Genomic DNA, 15,342 nt, shown 5'->3' with positions numbered 1-15,342 from the left:
CTTGACCAGCGGCGGCTACAGCGTCGGCAGCCAGCCGGTCTGGACGGTCTGGCCGGCCGTGATCCGGCGCGAGACGAAGACGCCCCGGCCCGGGGGCAGCGGCTGCGGCTTGACCGTGCCGAGCAGCGCGCCCTCGTTCTTGTCACCGGAGAGCAGGATGCCCTGGCCGCCGAGCTCGCGCATCCGCTGCATGATCGGCTCGAACAGCGAGCGGCCGGCGCCGCCGGAGTTGCGGGCGACGATGATGCGCAGGCCGATGTCGCGGGCGAACGGCAGGAACTCGGCCAGCGGCGCCATCGGGTTGCCCGACTGGGTCGCGACCAGCTCGTAGTCGTCCACGATCACGAACATGTCCTTGCCGCTGTACCAGCTGCGGTTGCGCAGCTGCTCCGGCGTGACGTCCGGGCCGGGCAGGCGGCGCGAGCAGGCGCCGCGCAGCATCTCCACGATCGAGGACATCGCAGGGGCGGCGGCCGCGTACTCCACCAGGTACTCCGGCGGGACGACGCCCAGCAGCGAGCGGCGGAAGTCGCCGACCACGATGCCGGCCTGGTCCGGGGTGTACCGCTCGGTGATCTGCTTGATCAGCATCCGCAGCATCGCCGACTTACCGGACTCGCTCTCGCCGAAGACGATGAACAGCGGGTCGGTCTCGAAGTTCACGAAGACCGGCGCCAGCTCGACCTCGTCGACACCGAACGCGATGCCCAGCTCCGGGTGCTCGAAGCCCTTCGGCAGCGACTGCCCGTCCAGGACGGCGGGCAGCATCCGGACCTGCGGGGCGCGCGGGCCGGTCCAGCCCGCGTTCACCTGGGTGACCAGGTCGGCCACGCCGTCCACCAGGTCCTCGATGCTGGAGGAGCCGTCCATCCGGGGCAGGCCGGACAGGAAGTGCAGCTTGCCGGGGGTCAGACCGCGGCCGGGGATCGGCGGGACGTTCACGGCGACCTTGCGGTCGATCTCGGACTCCATCGAGTCGCCGAGCTTGAGCTCGACCCGGTTCTGCAGCAGGTCCTTCAGCGCCGGGCGGACCTCGGCGTACCGGGCCGCGGTGATGATCACGTGGACGCCGTAGCCGAGACCGCGCTGGGCGATGTCGGCGATGACCGGCTCCAGGACCTCGAACTCCTGCTTGAAGGTCAGCCAGCCGTCGATCATCAGGAAGACGTCGCCGAACTGCTCGTCCGGCAGCTGGCCGGCCGCGCGGCGGGACCGGTAGGTGGCGATGGTGTCGATCCCGGTGGAGCGGAACAGCTCCTCGCGGCGGTTCAGCACACCGTGCACCTCGCTGATGGTACGGCGGACCTTCTCCACGTCCAGTCGGCCCGCGACACCGCCGACGTGCGGCAGGTCGGCCAGCGAGCCGAAACCGCCACCGCCGAAGTCAAGCAGGTAGAACTGCGTCTCGACCGGGGTGTGGGTGACCGAGAAGCCGGCCACGATGGTGCGCACCAGGGTCGACTTGCCGGACCGCGGACCACCGACGATCATGCCGTGGCCGGCGGCGCCGGAGTAGTCCAGCTCCATGATGTCGCGGCGCTGGTCGCGCGGCTTGTCGACGATGCCGACCGGCACCACCAGGCCGCCGTTGCGGCCGTGCGGCGCGGAGAGGCCGCGGTCCGCGGTCACCTGGAGCGGCGGCACCAGCTGGTCGATCGAGGGTGCGGCCTCCAGCGGCGGCAGCCACACCTGGTGGGCCGGCGGGCCCTGGCTGACCATGCGCTCCACGAACACGTCGAGCATGGTCGGCAGCAGCGAGTCGTCCACCTCGGGCGCCGACTCCTCGACGACCTCCTCGACCGCCGGCTCGATGACCGGCACCTCGGCGGCGGTGAACAGCACCGGCTGCGCGGTGACCGCCCGCCCGCCGACGACGCGCTGCTGGCCCGGCGCCCGGTAGGCACCGGAGACGTACGCGGCGCGGAAGCGCTCCATCACGTCGGAGCCGAACTTCAGGTAGCCGACACCGGGGATCGGCGGCAGGTGGTAGGCGTCCGGGACGCCGATCGCGGCCCGCGACTCGGCGGCCGAGAAGGTGCGCAGACCCAGCCGGTAGGAGAGGAAGGTGTCCAGGCCGCGGAGCTTTCCCTCCTCCAGTCGCTGGGAGGCGAGCAGCATGTGCATACCGAGCGAACGGCCGATCCGGCCGATCTGGATGAACAGGTCGATGAAGTCCGGCTTCGCGGTGAGCAGCTCGGAGAACTCGTCGATGATCATCAGCAGCGAGGGCATCGGGTCGAGCGCCGCACCGGCCGCGCGGGCCCGCTCGTACTCGTTGATGTTGGCGTAGTTGCCCGCCGTCCGCAGCAGCTCCTGGCGGCGGTTCATCTCGCCCTCGATCGCGTCGCGCATGCGGTCGATCAGGGTGGCTTCGCCCTCGAGGTTGGTGATCACGGCCGCGGTGTGCGGCATCTCCGCCATGCCGGCGAAGGTCGCACCACCCTTGAAGTCGGCGAGGACCAGGTTGAGCACCTCGGAGGAGTGGGTCACCGCGAGCGCCAGCACGATGGTGCGCAGCACCTCGGACTTGCCGGAACCGGTCGCGCCGACGCACATGCCGTGCGGGCCCATGCCCTGGAGCGAGGCCTCCTTGATGTCCAGCCAGACGTACTCGCCGTTCTGGCCGACGCCCAGCGGCACCCGGAGCTTCTCGGCGATCGGCTTCGGCCGCCAGTGCCGGGCCGGGTCGAAGGAGCCCGGGTCGCCGGTGTGCATCATCTCGGTGAAGTCCATCGAGACCAGCGAGGGGTCGCCGTCGTCGTCGCCGGCCGAGGCCCGGAACGGCGCCAACTGGCGGGCCAGCGCCTCGGACTGCCAGCTCGACAGGGCGTCCGGCTTGCCCGGGTAGGAGGCGCCCGAGGCGGCCTCCAGCAGCAGCTCGTCCTTGCCGATGGTGATCACCAGGTGGCCGTTGGGCTCGTCCAGGTCGCCGGGGACGACCTCGATCACGGTCACGCCCTGGACGCCCTCCGCGCCGGCCAGGACCGAGTCCACCGGCACGCCCGCGCCGTCCATGACCACCACGATGTGCGGCTGGTCCGGAGTCGGCACGGAGTCCCGCGAGAAGCCCTTGCGGCCGGCCAGCTCGTTGGCCAGCAGCTCCTCCAACTCGCCCAGCCCGGAGGCGATCAGACGCCGCGTACCCGCGCCGTCCGCCTCCTTGCGGTGCTGGGTGTGCGGCAGCCACTTCGCCCACTCCCACTCGTCGATCGCACCCGGAGCGGCGGCGACGCCGATCATCAGGTCCTCGGGCGAGTGCAGGGTGGCCAGCTGGGCGATCATCGCGCGCACGTTGCCGTACACCGAGTCCGGGTCGCCGCAGACGGTGATGTGGTAGAAGGCGCGCAGCGAGACCGCCAACGGCAGGTCCTGGAGCGTCCCGTGGGTCCGGATGAAGGTGCCCATCGCCTCCGCGGCGAGCGGCTCCAGCTCGTCCATCGGCGCGGTCTGCGGCGCCACCAGCGGCGTCGACAGCTGCAGCGGGCCGCGGCCCACCCGGATCTGGGCGAAGTCCGCGTCGGACGGCCGCCGCTCCCACAGCCGGCGGCCCTCGGCCACGATCGACCACAGCTGGTCCGGCTCGGGGTGGGTGAACAGCAGGGCGCCGCGCTGCCGTTCGGCGGTCCGGCGGACCTCGCGGCGCTTCTGCTGAAGGTACTTCAGGTAGTCGCGGCGCTCGTCCGCGGTGCCCGCGCTGCCGCCCTTGCGGGCCTTGACGATCTGCGCGACCGCCATCGCCGCGGTGGACGCCACCATCAGCACGCCCATCATCTTCATCGGACCCTGTGCGCCCGGCGAGAAGAAGAACGCCGCAGAGCCGCCCATGCCCAACAGCGGCAGCAGCGACATCATCCAGTCCTCGCCGCCCGCCCGCGGAAGCTCCGGCGGCGGTACCAACTCGACCGGCTGGTCCGGCACCGGGGGCGGGTACGCCCGGGGTGGACGCTTGACCGTCACGACACTCATGCTTGCCCTCACGCATCTGGATACGTACGGGTGAGGGCGCCCCGTGTGATGACGCCGCCCCCGCTCCGCCGACCGCAGGCGCGGGGAGGTCGTCGCAAAACTTCGTACCGCCCCCGTGCGCCTTGCGCAGGGGCAGATCCTACTGGGCACGGTCAACGGCGCACCCTGCGGGGTCCTACCCCAACCCGCCTTGGCCGCCGCGTACATGCGGGAGGTAGGGTGCCGCCTGACTTACCGACACAATCAACGAGGGGGAGAGGGCCGGTGAGCACAAACGCAACGACCGGTTTCTGCCGGGTCACCGTAGTGGCGCCGGACAGCCGGATCGACGTTGCCCTGCCCGAGGACGTCCCGCTCGCGGACATCTACCCGGAGGTCCTGCGCCTCACCGGGCAGAGCCAGATCGACGGCACGCCGACCGGGTTCCACCTTGTCCGCCGGGACGGCACGGTGCTCGACAGCGGTCTTCCGCTGGCCGCCCAACAGGTCCGCGACGGTGACCTGTTGAGCCTGCGACCGTTCGCCGAGTCGCTGCCGCCGGCGGTCTACGACGACGTGGCCGACGCGATCGCGTCCGCGGTCGAGGCCGACCGCCGTTTCTGGAGCCCCGAGCTGATGCGGGCCTTCGGCCTGATCGGCGCCAGCGTCCTGCTGGTCCTGCTGGGCTTCGCGCTGTGGTTCTCGGACCTGCGCCACGACATGCACGGCCTGCCCGGCATCCTGTCCGGCGTCACCGCGATCGTGCTCACCACCTACGCCGGTGTGCGCGCCCGGGTGTACGAGGACCACAACGCCGCCGTCGCGCTCGGCCTCGGCGCCCTGCCGCACGCGCTGATCGCCGGCTCCGGCGTCATCGCGGTGGCGTCCGCCGTGGAGGGCCCGGGCCGGCTGCAGTTCCTGGTCGGCTGCGTCTGCGTGCTGGTGGTCTCCGTCCTGCTGGTCGGCCTGCTGCCGGAGAAGGACTCGATCTTCGTCGCCTCCGCCTTCCTGGCCGCCTCCGGCACCCTGGCCACCTTCACCGCGGTGCTGATGCCCGGCACCTCGGCCACCAACATCGCCGCCGTCACCGGTGTCGCGGCGGTCGCCGCGGTCGGCTTCCTGCCGGCCCTCTCGGCCCGCTTCGCCCGCCTGCCCGTCGGCTTCAGCGCCCCCGGCCAGACCCGGACCCGCGGCTCCAACTTCGCCGACGAGACCGAGCGCGCCGAGACCGTCCAGTACGAGCGGATCGCCGCCCAGGCCCGGCGCGGCCACGAGGTGCTGGTCGGCCTGGTCGGCGGCTGCGCCGCGACCGTGGTCGGCGCCGTCGCGGTGCTCGGCTTCAGCGACCGCACCTTCGCCGAGCTGCTCGCCCTGGTGATCGGCATCTCGACCATGCTGCGGGCCCGGCTGTTCCGCTACACCGCCCAGGTCTTCGCGCTCACCATCGCCGGCCTGGCCGCCCTGGGCCTGCTGGTCCTCGGCCTGTCGCTGCACACCCCGCTGCACCTGCTCGGCGCCGGCGCCACCAGCGCCGACCTGCGCACGATCTGGCTGGCCGGCTCGATCGCGGCGGGCGCGGCGATCCTCACCGGCATCGCGCTGATCGTCCCCCGGGTGGGCGTCTCCCCGTTCTGGGGCCGCATCCTGGACATGGTCGACAGCCTGATGCTGATCTCGCTGGTGCCGCTGACGCTGGCCGTGCTCAACGTGTACAACCTGGTGCGCGGCGCGACCGGCTGATCCGCACTGGTACCCTTGGCCAGTCCGAGTGATGTCAGATCTTGTGTTGCCTACCAGGGTCGGCTCGGTCAAACACCCGAAGGAGATGCTGTGGCTCTCGCCGCTGACGTCAAGAAGCAGCTCATTGCCGAGTTCGGCCAGAAGGAGGGCGACACCGGTTCCCCCGAGGTCCAGGTGGCCATGCTCTCCCGCCGCATCTCGGACCTGACCGAGCACCTCAAGACCCACAAGCACGACCACCACTCGCGTCGTGGTCTGCTGATCCTGGTCGGTCAGCGCCGCCGTCTGCTGCAGTACCTGGCCAAGAAGGACATCGAGCGCTTCCGTACCCTGGTCGACCGCCTCGGCATCCGCCGCGGTGCCGCCGGTGGCGCCCGCTAGTACCGCTCGTAGGGGCGGCTCCCCTTCCCGGGGAGCCGCCCTTCGGCACATCCGCCGCGAGAACGCCGCGGACGCATCCGCCACAAAGAGACGCGCGTGGTGATCCGCCGCTCGGTAGGGTGTGAATTTGTAAGGTAAAGGGCATGTCCGCCCTTGCGGGCCGAATGGCTTCAAACGGAAGCCGCCCGCACCAGGGGAGCGTCCACACGCGACCGCCGACCGGATGGCCGACGAGGCGCCGGTCCTCGGTAGTGGCCGCCGGGAGTCAGCAGACGACCCGGGGGCTTCGATCGAAGACCGGCCCAGACCTGCCCGGGCCACCGGTTGGGCACAGCGCAGGGACGCTCCTCCTGAGACGTACGAAAGAGGAGATCTTCCAGGTGGAAGAGAACGTTTTCTACGCCGAGGCCGTCATCGACAACGGCAGCTTCGGCACCCGCACCATCCGCTTCGAGACCGGCCGTCTGGCCCGTCAGGCCGCCGGCTCCGCCGTGGCGTACCTGGACGACGACACCATGGTGCTGTCGGCCACCAGCGCCTCGAAGCAGCCGAAGGAGCACTTCGACTTCTTCCCGCTGACCGTCGACGTCGAGGAGCGGATGTACGCCGCGGGCCGGATCCCCGGCTCGTTCTTCCGTCGTGAGGGCCGGCCCTCCGAGGACGCGATCCTCACCTGCCGCCTGATCGACCGCCCGCTGCGCCCGTCCTTCGTCAAGGGCCTGCGCAACGAGATCCAGGTCGTCGTCACCGTGATGGCGCTCAACCCGGACCACCTGTACGACGTGGTGGCCATCAACGCCGCCTCGGCGTCCACCCAGCTGGCCGGCCTGCCGTTCTCCGGCCCGATCGGCGGCGTCCGCGTCGCGCTGATCAAGGGCCAGTGGGTGGCCTTCCCGACCCACTCGGAGCTCGAGGACGCGGTCTTCGACATGGTCGTGGCCGGCCGCGCGCTGCCGGACGGCGACGTCGCGATCATGATGGTGGAGGCCGAGGCCACCACCCAGACGATCAAGCTGGTCGAGGGCGGCGCCGAGGCGCCGACCGAGGAGGTCGTGGCCGCCGGCCTCGAGGCCGCCAAGCCGTTCATCAAGATCCTGTGCGCCGCGCAGGCCCAGCTGGCCGCCCAGGCCGCCAAGCCCACCGGCGAGTTCCCGGTCTTCCTGGAGTACCAGGACGACGTGCTGGCCGCCCTGACCTCCGCGGTCAAGGACGAGCTGGCCCAGGCGCTCACCATCGCCGGCAAGCAGGACCGCAACAACGAGATCGACCGCATCAAGGCGATCGCCGCCGACAAGCTGCTCCCGGAGTTCGAGGGCCGCGAGAAGGAGATCAGCGCCGCCTACAACGCGCTGACCAAGAAGATCGTCCGCGAGCGCGTCATCAAGGACAAGGTCCGCATCGACGGCCGCGGTGTCACCGACATCCGCACCCTGGCCGCCGAGGTCGAGGCCATCCCGCGGGTCCACGGCTCCGCCCTGTTCGAGCGCGGCGAGACCCAGATCCTGGGCGTCACCACGCTGAACATGCTGCGCATGGAGCAGCAGCTCGACACCCTCTCCCCGGAGACCCGTCGGCGCTACATGCACAACTACAACTTCCCGCCGTACTCGGTCGGCGAGACCGGCCGCGTCGGCTCCCCGAAGCGCCGCGAGATCGGCCACGGCGCGCTGGCCGAGCGGGCGATCCTGCCCGTGCTGCCGACCCGCGAGGAGTTCCCCTACGCGATCCGTCAGGTCTCCGAGGCGCTCAGCTCCAACGGCTCCACCTCGATGGGCTCGGTCTGCGCCTCCACCATGTCGCTGCTGAACGCCGGTGTGCCGCTGAAGGGCGCCGTCGCCGGTATCGCCATGGGCCTGATCTCGCAGGAGATCGACGGTGAGACCCACTACGTGACCCTCACCGACATCCTCGGCGCCGAGGACGCGTTCGGCGACATGGACTTCAAGGTCGCCGGTACCCGCAACTTCATCACCGCCCTCCAGCTGGACACCAAGCTGAACGGCATCCCGGCGTCGGTGCTCGCCGCCGCGCTGAAGCAGGCCAAGGACGCCCGCCTGCACATCCTCGACGTGATGAACGAGGCCATCGACACTCCGGACGAGATGTCGCAGTACGCCCCGCGCATCATCACGATCAAGATCCCGGTGGACAAGATCGGCGAGGTCATCGGCCCCAAGGGCAAGATGATCAACCAGATCCAGGAGGACACCGGCGCCGAGATCACGATCGAGGACGACGGCACCATCTACATCGGTGCCTCCGACGGTCCGGCCGCCGAGGCCGCCCGCTCCACGATCAACCAGATCGCCAACCCGACCATGCCGGAGGTCGGCGAGCGCTACCTGGGCACCGTGGTGAAGACCACCACCTTCGGTGCCTTCGTCTCGCTCATGCCGGGCAAGGACGGCCTGCTGCACATCTCGCAGATCCGCAAGCTGGCCGGCGGCAAGCGCGTCGAGAACGTCGAGGACGTTCTGGGCGTGGGCGCCAAGGTCCAGGTCGAGATCGCCGAGATCGACCCGCGCGGCAAGCTCTCCCTGATCCCGGTCGTCGAGGGCGAGGAGGGCGGCGAGGCCGCCGCTTCCGAGTGACCTTCGGGTAGCTGACCTTGCGGCCCGCACGCCCCTCGCGGCGTGCGGGCCGCACCCTGTTGTTCCACCCTTCTTGGAGGTACCCCGGTGGCCCAGGCCTCCGCGGCGAAGCAGCGCCCCGGCACGACCCGGACCCTGCTCAAGGGCGTCGAAGGCGCCGGGACGGTGCGCCGCACCGTTCTCCCCGGCGGCCTGCGCGTCGTCACCGAGACCCTGCCCACGGTGCGCTCCGCCACCTTCGGCATCTGGGTCGGCGTCGGCTCCCGGGACGAGACCCCGGTCCTCAACGGCGCGACCCACTACCTGGAGCACCTGCTCTTCAAGGGCACCTCCCGGCGCAGCGCGCTGGAGATCTCGGCCGCCCTGGACGCGGTCGGCGGCGAGATGAACGCGTTCACCGCCAAGGAGAACACCTGCTACTACGCGCGGGTGCTCGACACCGACCTGCCGCTGGCCATCGACGTGGTCTGCGACATGCTCACCGGCTCGCTGATCCGCCCCGAGGACGTGGAGGCCGAGCGCGGCGTCATCCTCGAGGAGATGGCGATGGCCGAGGACGACCCGGGCGACGTGGTGCACGACCTCTTCGCCAAGACGATCTTCGGCAGCGGCCCGCTCGGCCGCCCGATCCTCGGCACCGAGGAGACCGTCACCGGCCTCACCCGGGACCAGATCGCCGGCTTCTACCACCGCCGCTACCGCCCGGAGAACCTGGTGGTCTCCGCGGCCGGCAACCTCGACCACCGCCGGGTGGTCAAGCTGGTCGAGCAGGCCTTCGCCGGCGTCCTGGCCACGTCCACCGGCCACCCCGCCGAGGTGCGCCAGGGCGTCAAGGCGGTCCGCACCGCCGGCAAGGTGGCCGCCCTCAACCGGCCCACCGAGCAGGCCCACCTGGTCCTCGGCACCCCCGGCGTGCCGCGCCACGACGAGCGCCGCTGGGCGATGGGCGTGCTCAACGCGGCCCTCGGCGGCGGCATGAGCTCGCGGCTCTTCCAGGAGGTCCGGGAGAAGCGCGGCCTCGCGTACTCGGTCTACTCCTACTCGTCCTCGTACGCCGACACCGGCCTGTTCGGCATCTACGCCGGCTGCCAGCCCAAGCGGGTCGAGGAAGTGCTCCGGATCTGCCGCCAGGAGCTCGCCCGGGTCGTCGAGCACGGCATCACCGAGGAGGAGCTGCAGCGCGCCATCGGCCAGCTCTCCGGCTCCACCGTGCTCGGCATGGAGGACACCGGCTCGCTGATGAACCGGATCGGCAAGGCGGAGATCTCCTACGGCCACCACCTCTCGGTCGACGAGATGCTGGAGAAGATGGCCTCGGTGACCCTGGACGACGTCCACGCCGTGGCCCGTGATGTGCTGGGCGCGTACCGGCCCTCGCTGGCCCTGATCGGCCCGATCAACGACCGGCGGGCCGCCAAGCTCGCCGACCTGCTGGTGTGACCCGACCCGTTGGTGTGAGAGGACTCCTGACATGACGCTGCGCGTCGCCGTGATCGGCGCCAAGGGACGGATCGGCGCCGAGGCCGTCAAGGCCGTCGAGGCCGCCCCGGACCTGGAGCTGGTCGCCACCCTCGGCCGCGACTCCAAGCTCACCGAGCTGACCGACGCCCGCGTCGACGTCGCCGTCGAGCTCACCCACCCCGACTCGGTGATGGCCAACCTGGACTACTGCCTGAGCAACGGCATCCACGTGGTCACCGGCACCACCGGGTGGACCGAGGAGCGCCTCGCCACCGTCCGCGGCCTGCTCGACGCCGCGCCGTCGCTCGGCCTGCTGATCGCCCCGAACTTCTCCATCGGCGCGGTCCTCGGCATGCAGTTCGCGCAGAAGGCCGCCAAGTACTTCGAGTCGGTCGAGGTGGTCGAGCTGCACCACGACCGCAAGGCCGACGCGCCCTCCGGCACCGCGACCCGCACCGCCCAGCTGATCGCCGCCGCCCGCGAGGCCGCCGGCCGCGCCCCCCAGCAGGACCCCACCACGCACGAGCTGCCCGGCGCCCGCGGCGCGGACGTCGACGGCATCCCGGTCCACGCGGTCCGGCTCCGCGGCCTGCTGGCCCACCAGGAGGTGCTCTTCGGCGACACCGGCGAGACCCTCACCATCCGGCACGACTCGCTGCACCACAGCTGCTTCATGCCGGGCATCCTGCTGGGCGTCCGGAAGATCGTCGACCAGCCCGGTCTGACCTTCGGCCTCGAGCACTTCCTGGACCTCTGAGATGACCTCCCGCATCGGCTTCTTCCTGCTCGCCGCCGCCCTGCTGGTGGTCTCGCTGATCTGTGTCGGCGAGGGCGTCCAGCTGGTCGCCACCGGCAAGCCGCTCGGCATCGGCATCGGCCTCGGCGCCTTCGTCATCCCCCCGATCGGCGTCTGGTTCCTCTGGCAGACCGTCCGCTTCGGCCGGGCCAGTGAGCGCCTCGCCAAGCAGCTCGAAGCCGAGGGCGGCCTGCCCGTCGACGAGCTGGAGCGCACCGCCGGCGGGCGGATCGACCGGGCCAGCGCCGACGCCGTCTTCGCCCGCCGCAAGGCCGAGGCCGAGGCCGCGCCGGACGACTGGCGCGCCTTCTTCCGGCTCGCCGTCGCCTACGCCGACGCCGGCGACACCCCCCGCGCCCGCAAGGCCATGCAGCACGCCATCAAGCTGCACAGCACCACCGAACCAGCCGAACCCGCAAGGAGCACCGCGTGAGCGACGACGACCTGACCCCCGCCTTCCGCAGCGACGTCACGGTCGACCTGGTCCGGAGCGCCGCCGCCGACTCGGACGTGGTCTGGGCCGCCCGGGTCTCCACCGCCGGCGAGCAGTCGCTGGAGGCGCTGCAGCAGGACCCGGAGAAGTCCAAGGGCCTGATCAACTACCTGATGCGGGACCGCCACGGCACGCCCTTCGAGCACAACTCGATGACCTTCTTCATCAGCGCGCCGATCTTCGTGTTCCGCGAGTTCCACCGCCACCGCTCCGGCTGGTCCTACAACGAGGAGTCCGGCCGCTACCGCGAGCTGCAGCCGGTCTTCTACGTGCCCGCCGCCGAGCGCAAGCTCGTCCAGCAGGGCAAGCCCGGCCGGTACGAGTTCGTCGAGGGCACCCCCGAGCAGCACAAGGTCACCGTCGATGCGATGGAGGACTCCTACCGGAAGTCCTACGAGTCCTACCGCGAGATGCTCGCCGCAGGCGTCGCCCGCGAGGTGGCCCGCGCCGTCCTCCCGGTCGGCCTCTTCTCCTCGATGTACGCCACCTGCAACGCCCGCTCGCTGATGCACTTCCTCTCGCTGCGGACCAAGCGGGAGAACTCCGCCGTCCCGTCCTTCCCCCAGCGGGAGATCGAGATGGTCGCCGAGCAGATGGAGCGGCAGTGGGCCGAGCTGATGCCGCTCACCCATGCGGCCTTCGAGAAGCACGGCCGGGTCGCCCCCTGACCTGCGCCGATGCCCATCCGGGCTGACGCGTCGGCATGTCTGGATTGCGGCTTTTGCGGCCGCTCCATACGCTCAGGACACGGATTCCGGTGCTGCTTGAACCCCCGAGCATGCAGCACCGGAATCCCTTGTCCGGCCCCGTCCTCGGGGGGTCAGCGATGTCCAAACCCTGGACCTGGGCGACCGACCCCCACCGCCCTACGAGTACTTTTGGACTCATGGCTCCGACCTCCACCCCCCAGACGCCCTTCGGCCGGGTGCTGACCGCCATGGTCACGCCGTTCACCGCCGAGGGCGCGCTCGACCTCGACGGCGCCCAGCGCCTCGCCGCGCACCTCGTGGACTCCGGCAACGACGGCCTGGTGCTCAACGGCACCACCGGAGAGTCCCCGACCACCAGCGACGCGGAGAAGGCCCAGCTGGTACGGGCCGTGGTCGAGGCGGTCGGAGACCGCGCCTGGGTGATCAGCGGAGTCGGCACCAACGACACCCACCACAGCATCGAGCTCGCCCGCCAGGCCCAGGCCGCCGGCGCCCACGGCCTGCTCGCCGTCACGCCGTACTACAGCAAGCCCCCGCAGGAGGGTCTGTACCGGCACACCGTCGCCGTCGCCGACGCCACCGAACTGCCCGTGATGCTCTACGACATCCCCGGCCGCAGCGGCGTCGCACTCGGCCACGAGACCCTGGTCCGCCTCGGCGAGCACCCCCGGATCGTCGCCAACAAGGACGCCAAGGGCGACGTCGGCGCCGCCGCCTGGGCGATCGCCCGCTCCGACCTCGCCTGGTACTCCGGCGACGACATCCTGACCCTCCCGCTGCTCTCGGTCGGAGCCGTCGGCGTGGTCAGCGTGGTCGGTCACCTGGTCGCCGGCGAGCTGCGCACCATGATCGACGCCTTCACCGCGGGCGACGTGGCCAAGGCGACCGCGATCCACCAGGCCCTGCTGCCGGTGTTCAGCGGTATCTTCCGTACCCAGGGCGTCATCCTCACCAAGGCCGCGCTGAACCTCCAGGGACACCCCTCCGGACCGCTCCGGCTGCCCCTGGTCTCCGCCACGGACGAGGAGATCGCCCGACTGACGCAGGATCTCGCCTCCGGCGGGGTACACCTGTAGCAACAACAGACGTGCGCGCCCCGGCTCGCCGGACCCTCCCGGGTCTGCCGCTGGACCGGACCGAAGGCGCGAAGCACTCGGCAGGTAGGTAACCAACGATGGACGCACGCCATATGCCCGCGGGGGAGCCCCCCGGGCATATGGCGTGCGTCGTGAGGAGAGTCTTTTGAGCCACCCGCACCCCGAACTCGGCGCCCCTCCCGCACTCAAGGAGGGCGCCCTCCGCATCACTCCGCTCGGCGGCCTCGGCGAGATCGGCCGCAACATGACGGTCCTCGAGTACGGCGACCGCATCCTGATCATCGACTGCGGCGTGCTCTTCCCCGAGGACGAGCAGCCCGGCGTCGACCTGATCCTCCCGGACTTCACCTACATCCGGGACCGCCTCGACAAGATCGACGGCATCGTCCTGACCCACGGGCACGAGGACCACATCGGTGCCGTCCCGTACCTGCTCCGGGAGAACCCGGACATCCCGCTGATCGGCTCGAAGCTCACCCTCGCCCTGATCGAGGCCAAGCTCGCCGAGCACCGCATCCGCCCGTACGTCCTGGAGGTCGCCGAGGGCGACCGCGAGCGGATCGGCCCCTTCGACTGCCAGTTCATCGCGGTCAACCACTCCATCCCGGACGCACTGGCGGTCGCCGTCCGCACTCCCGCGGGCATGGTCGTCGCCACCGGCGACTTCAAGATGGACCAGCTCCCGCTGGACGGCCGGCTCACCGACCTCCCCACCTTCGCCAAGCTGGCCGAGGAGGGCATGGACCTGCTGCTGGTGGACTCCACCAACGCCGAGGTCCCCGGCTTCATCCCGCACGAGCGCGACATCTCGGCGGCCCTGCGCAACGTCTTCGCCAACGCGGAGAAGCGCATCATCGTCGCCTCCTTCGCCAGCCACGTGCACCGCATCCAGCAGGTGCTGGACGCCGCGCACGAGTACAAGCGCAAGGTCGCCTTCGTCGGCCGCTCGATGGTCCGCAACATGGGCATCGCGCGGGACCTGGGGTACCTGAAGGTCCCCGGCAACCTGATCGTCGACGTGAAGACCCTGGACGACCTCCCGGACAAGGAGGTTGTGCTGATCTGCACCGGCTCGCAGGGCGAGCCGATGGCCGCGCTGTCCCGGATGGCCAACCGCGACCACCAGATCCGCATCGTCGAGGGCGACACCGTCGTGCTCGCGTCCTCGCTCATCCCCGGCAACGAGAACGCCGTCTACCGGGTGATCAACGGCCTGACCCGCTGGGGCGCCAAGGTCGTGCACAAGGGCAACGCCAAGGTGCACGTCTCGGGCCACGCCTCGGCCGGCGAGCTGCTGTACTTCTTCAACATCTGCAAGCCGAAGAACCTGATGCCGGTCCACGGCGAATGGCGACACCTGCGCGCCGCCGCCAACCTCGGCATCGCGACCGGCGTCCCGAAGAACCGGGTCGTCATCGCCGAGGACGGCGTCTGCGTCGACCTCGAGGGCGGCGTCGCCCGGATCGCCGGCAAGGTCCAGGCCGGGTACGTCTACGTCGACGGTTCGTCGGTCGGCGACATCACCGAGGCCTCGCTGAAGGACCGCCGGATCCTCGGCGAGGAGGGCTTCATCTCGGTCTTCGTGGTGGTCGACTCCACCAACGGCAAGATCGTCAGCGGCCCGACCATCCAGGCCCGCGGCTCCGGCATCGACGACGGTGCGTTCACCGCCGTCGCCGCCAAGCTGGAGGAAGCGCTCACCAAGTCCGCGAACGAGGGCGTCCTGGAGATCCGCCAGGTCCAGCAGCTCGTCCGCCGGACGATCGGCAAGTGGGTGGCGGACAACTACCGCCGCCGGCCGATGATCCTCCCGGTCGTCGTCGAGGTCTGACGCACCGGTCGGCCGATTTGACCTGGGGCAGCTCGGTGCGTAATGTTCTCCGAGTTGCCCCACGGTCGTGCGGCTTCGCTCCAGAATTCGAATTCGTTCGGACGGGGCGGGGAAAACAGGCCGAGAAACTCTGATAGAGTTCGGGAGCGCCGAAAGGCAAAAAGCAAATCGGATCGAAACTCCGGAAAACGGAGCGGAAAACATCTGATAAGCTTGAAACACGAAAGAACGAAGCGCCCGGAGGGCCCGCTGGAAGGCGGTCCGAAGGAAGCGTCCGTTCCTTGAGAACTCAACAGC

General features: G+C 70.5%; 10 protein-coding genes. 9 read left to right on the top strand and 1 reads right to left on the bottom strand.

What is annotated here, in order from left to right:
• Window positions 1-15 precede the first annotated feature (15 nt).
• Window positions 16-3,966 (bottom strand): type VII secretion protein EccCa, encoded by a 3,951-nt coding sequence (eccCa, locus tag ACGFX4_RS37945; RefSeq protein WP_393085034.1) that lies wholly within the window; start codon window positions 3,964-3,966, stop codon window positions 16-18.
• Window positions 3,967-4,230: 264 nt separating this feature from the next.
• Here eccCa and eccD point away from each other — a divergent pair, with 264 nt between their 5' ends.
• The 9 genes from eccD (at window position 4,231) to ACGFX4_RS37900 (ending at window position 15,045) form a co-directional block, all read left to right on the top strand.
• The gene (gene eccD, locus ACGFX4_RS37940) at window positions 4,231-5,685 is read left to right on the top strand and encodes a type VII secretion integral membrane protein EccD (protein ID WP_393085031.1); all 1,455 of its coding nucleotides are present in this window, start codon (window positions 4,231-4,233) and stop codon (window positions 5,683-5,685) included.
• Window positions 5,686-5,775: 90 nt separating this feature from the next.
• A complete protein-coding gene (gene rpsO, locus ACGFX4_RS37935) occupies window positions 5,776-6,066 on the top strand; it encodes a 30S ribosomal protein S15 (protein ID WP_345697103.1) in 291 nt (96 codons plus the stop codon).
• Between the two features lie 380 nt (window positions 6,067-6,446).
• Window positions 6,447-8,657, top strand: coding sequence for a polyribonucleotide nucleotidyltransferase (locus ACGFX4_RS37930; RefSeq protein WP_393085028.1), 2,211 nt, complete (start codon window positions 6,447-6,449; stop codon window positions 8,655-8,657).
• An 87-nt stretch (window positions 8,658-8,744) separates the two neighbouring features.
• The gene (locus ACGFX4_RS37925) at window positions 8,745-10,097 is read left to right on the top strand and encodes a M16 family metallopeptidase (protein ID WP_393085026.1); all 1,353 of its coding nucleotides are present in this window, start codon (window positions 8,745-8,747) and stop codon (window positions 10,095-10,097) included.
• A gap of 31 nt (window positions 10,098-10,128) precedes the next feature.
• A complete protein-coding gene (gene dapB, locus ACGFX4_RS37920; protein WP_393085023.1) occupies window positions 10,129-10,875 on the top strand; it encodes a 4-hydroxy-tetrahydrodipicolinate reductase in 747 nt (248 codons plus the stop codon).
• Between the two features lies 1 nt (window position 10,876).
• Window positions 10,877-11,347, top strand: coding sequence for a hypothetical protein (locus ACGFX4_RS37915; protein ID WP_393085020.1), 471 nt, complete (start codon window positions 10,877-10,879; stop codon window positions 11,345-11,347).
• Window positions 11,344-12,075: an FAD-dependent thymidylate synthase gene (gene thyX / locus ACGFX4_RS37910; RefSeq protein WP_393085017.1), complete on the top strand. Its 732-nt coding sequence runs from the start codon at window positions 11,344-11,346 to the stop codon at window positions 12,073-12,075. Before ACGFX4_RS37915 ends, thyX begins: the two co-directional genes overlap by 4 nt.
• Before the next feature lie 218 nt (window positions 12,076-12,293).
• Window positions 12,294-13,193, top strand: coding sequence for a 4-hydroxy-tetrahydrodipicolinate synthase (dapA, locus tag ACGFX4_RS37905; protein WP_393085015.1), 900 nt, complete (start codon window positions 12,294-12,296; stop codon window positions 13,191-13,193).
• Window positions 13,194-13,359: 166 nt separating this feature from the next.
• On the top strand, window positions 13,360-15,045 hold the full coding sequence (locus ACGFX4_RS37900; protein ID WP_393085012.1) for a ribonuclease J: 1,686 nt from the start codon (window positions 13,360-13,362) through the stop codon (window positions 15,043-15,045).
• The last annotated feature ends 297 nt before the right edge of the window (window positions 15,046-15,342 follow it).

This window comes from Kitasatospora sp. NPDC048365 (assembly GCF_043200835.1).
Taxonomy (GTDB): Bacteria; Actinomycetota; Actinomycetes; order Streptomycetales; family Streptomycetaceae; genus Kitasatospora; species Kitasatospora terrestris.
The sequence above is the reverse complement of the archived record's forward strand: the minus strand, read 5'-3'. Positions and strand labels throughout refer to the sequence as shown.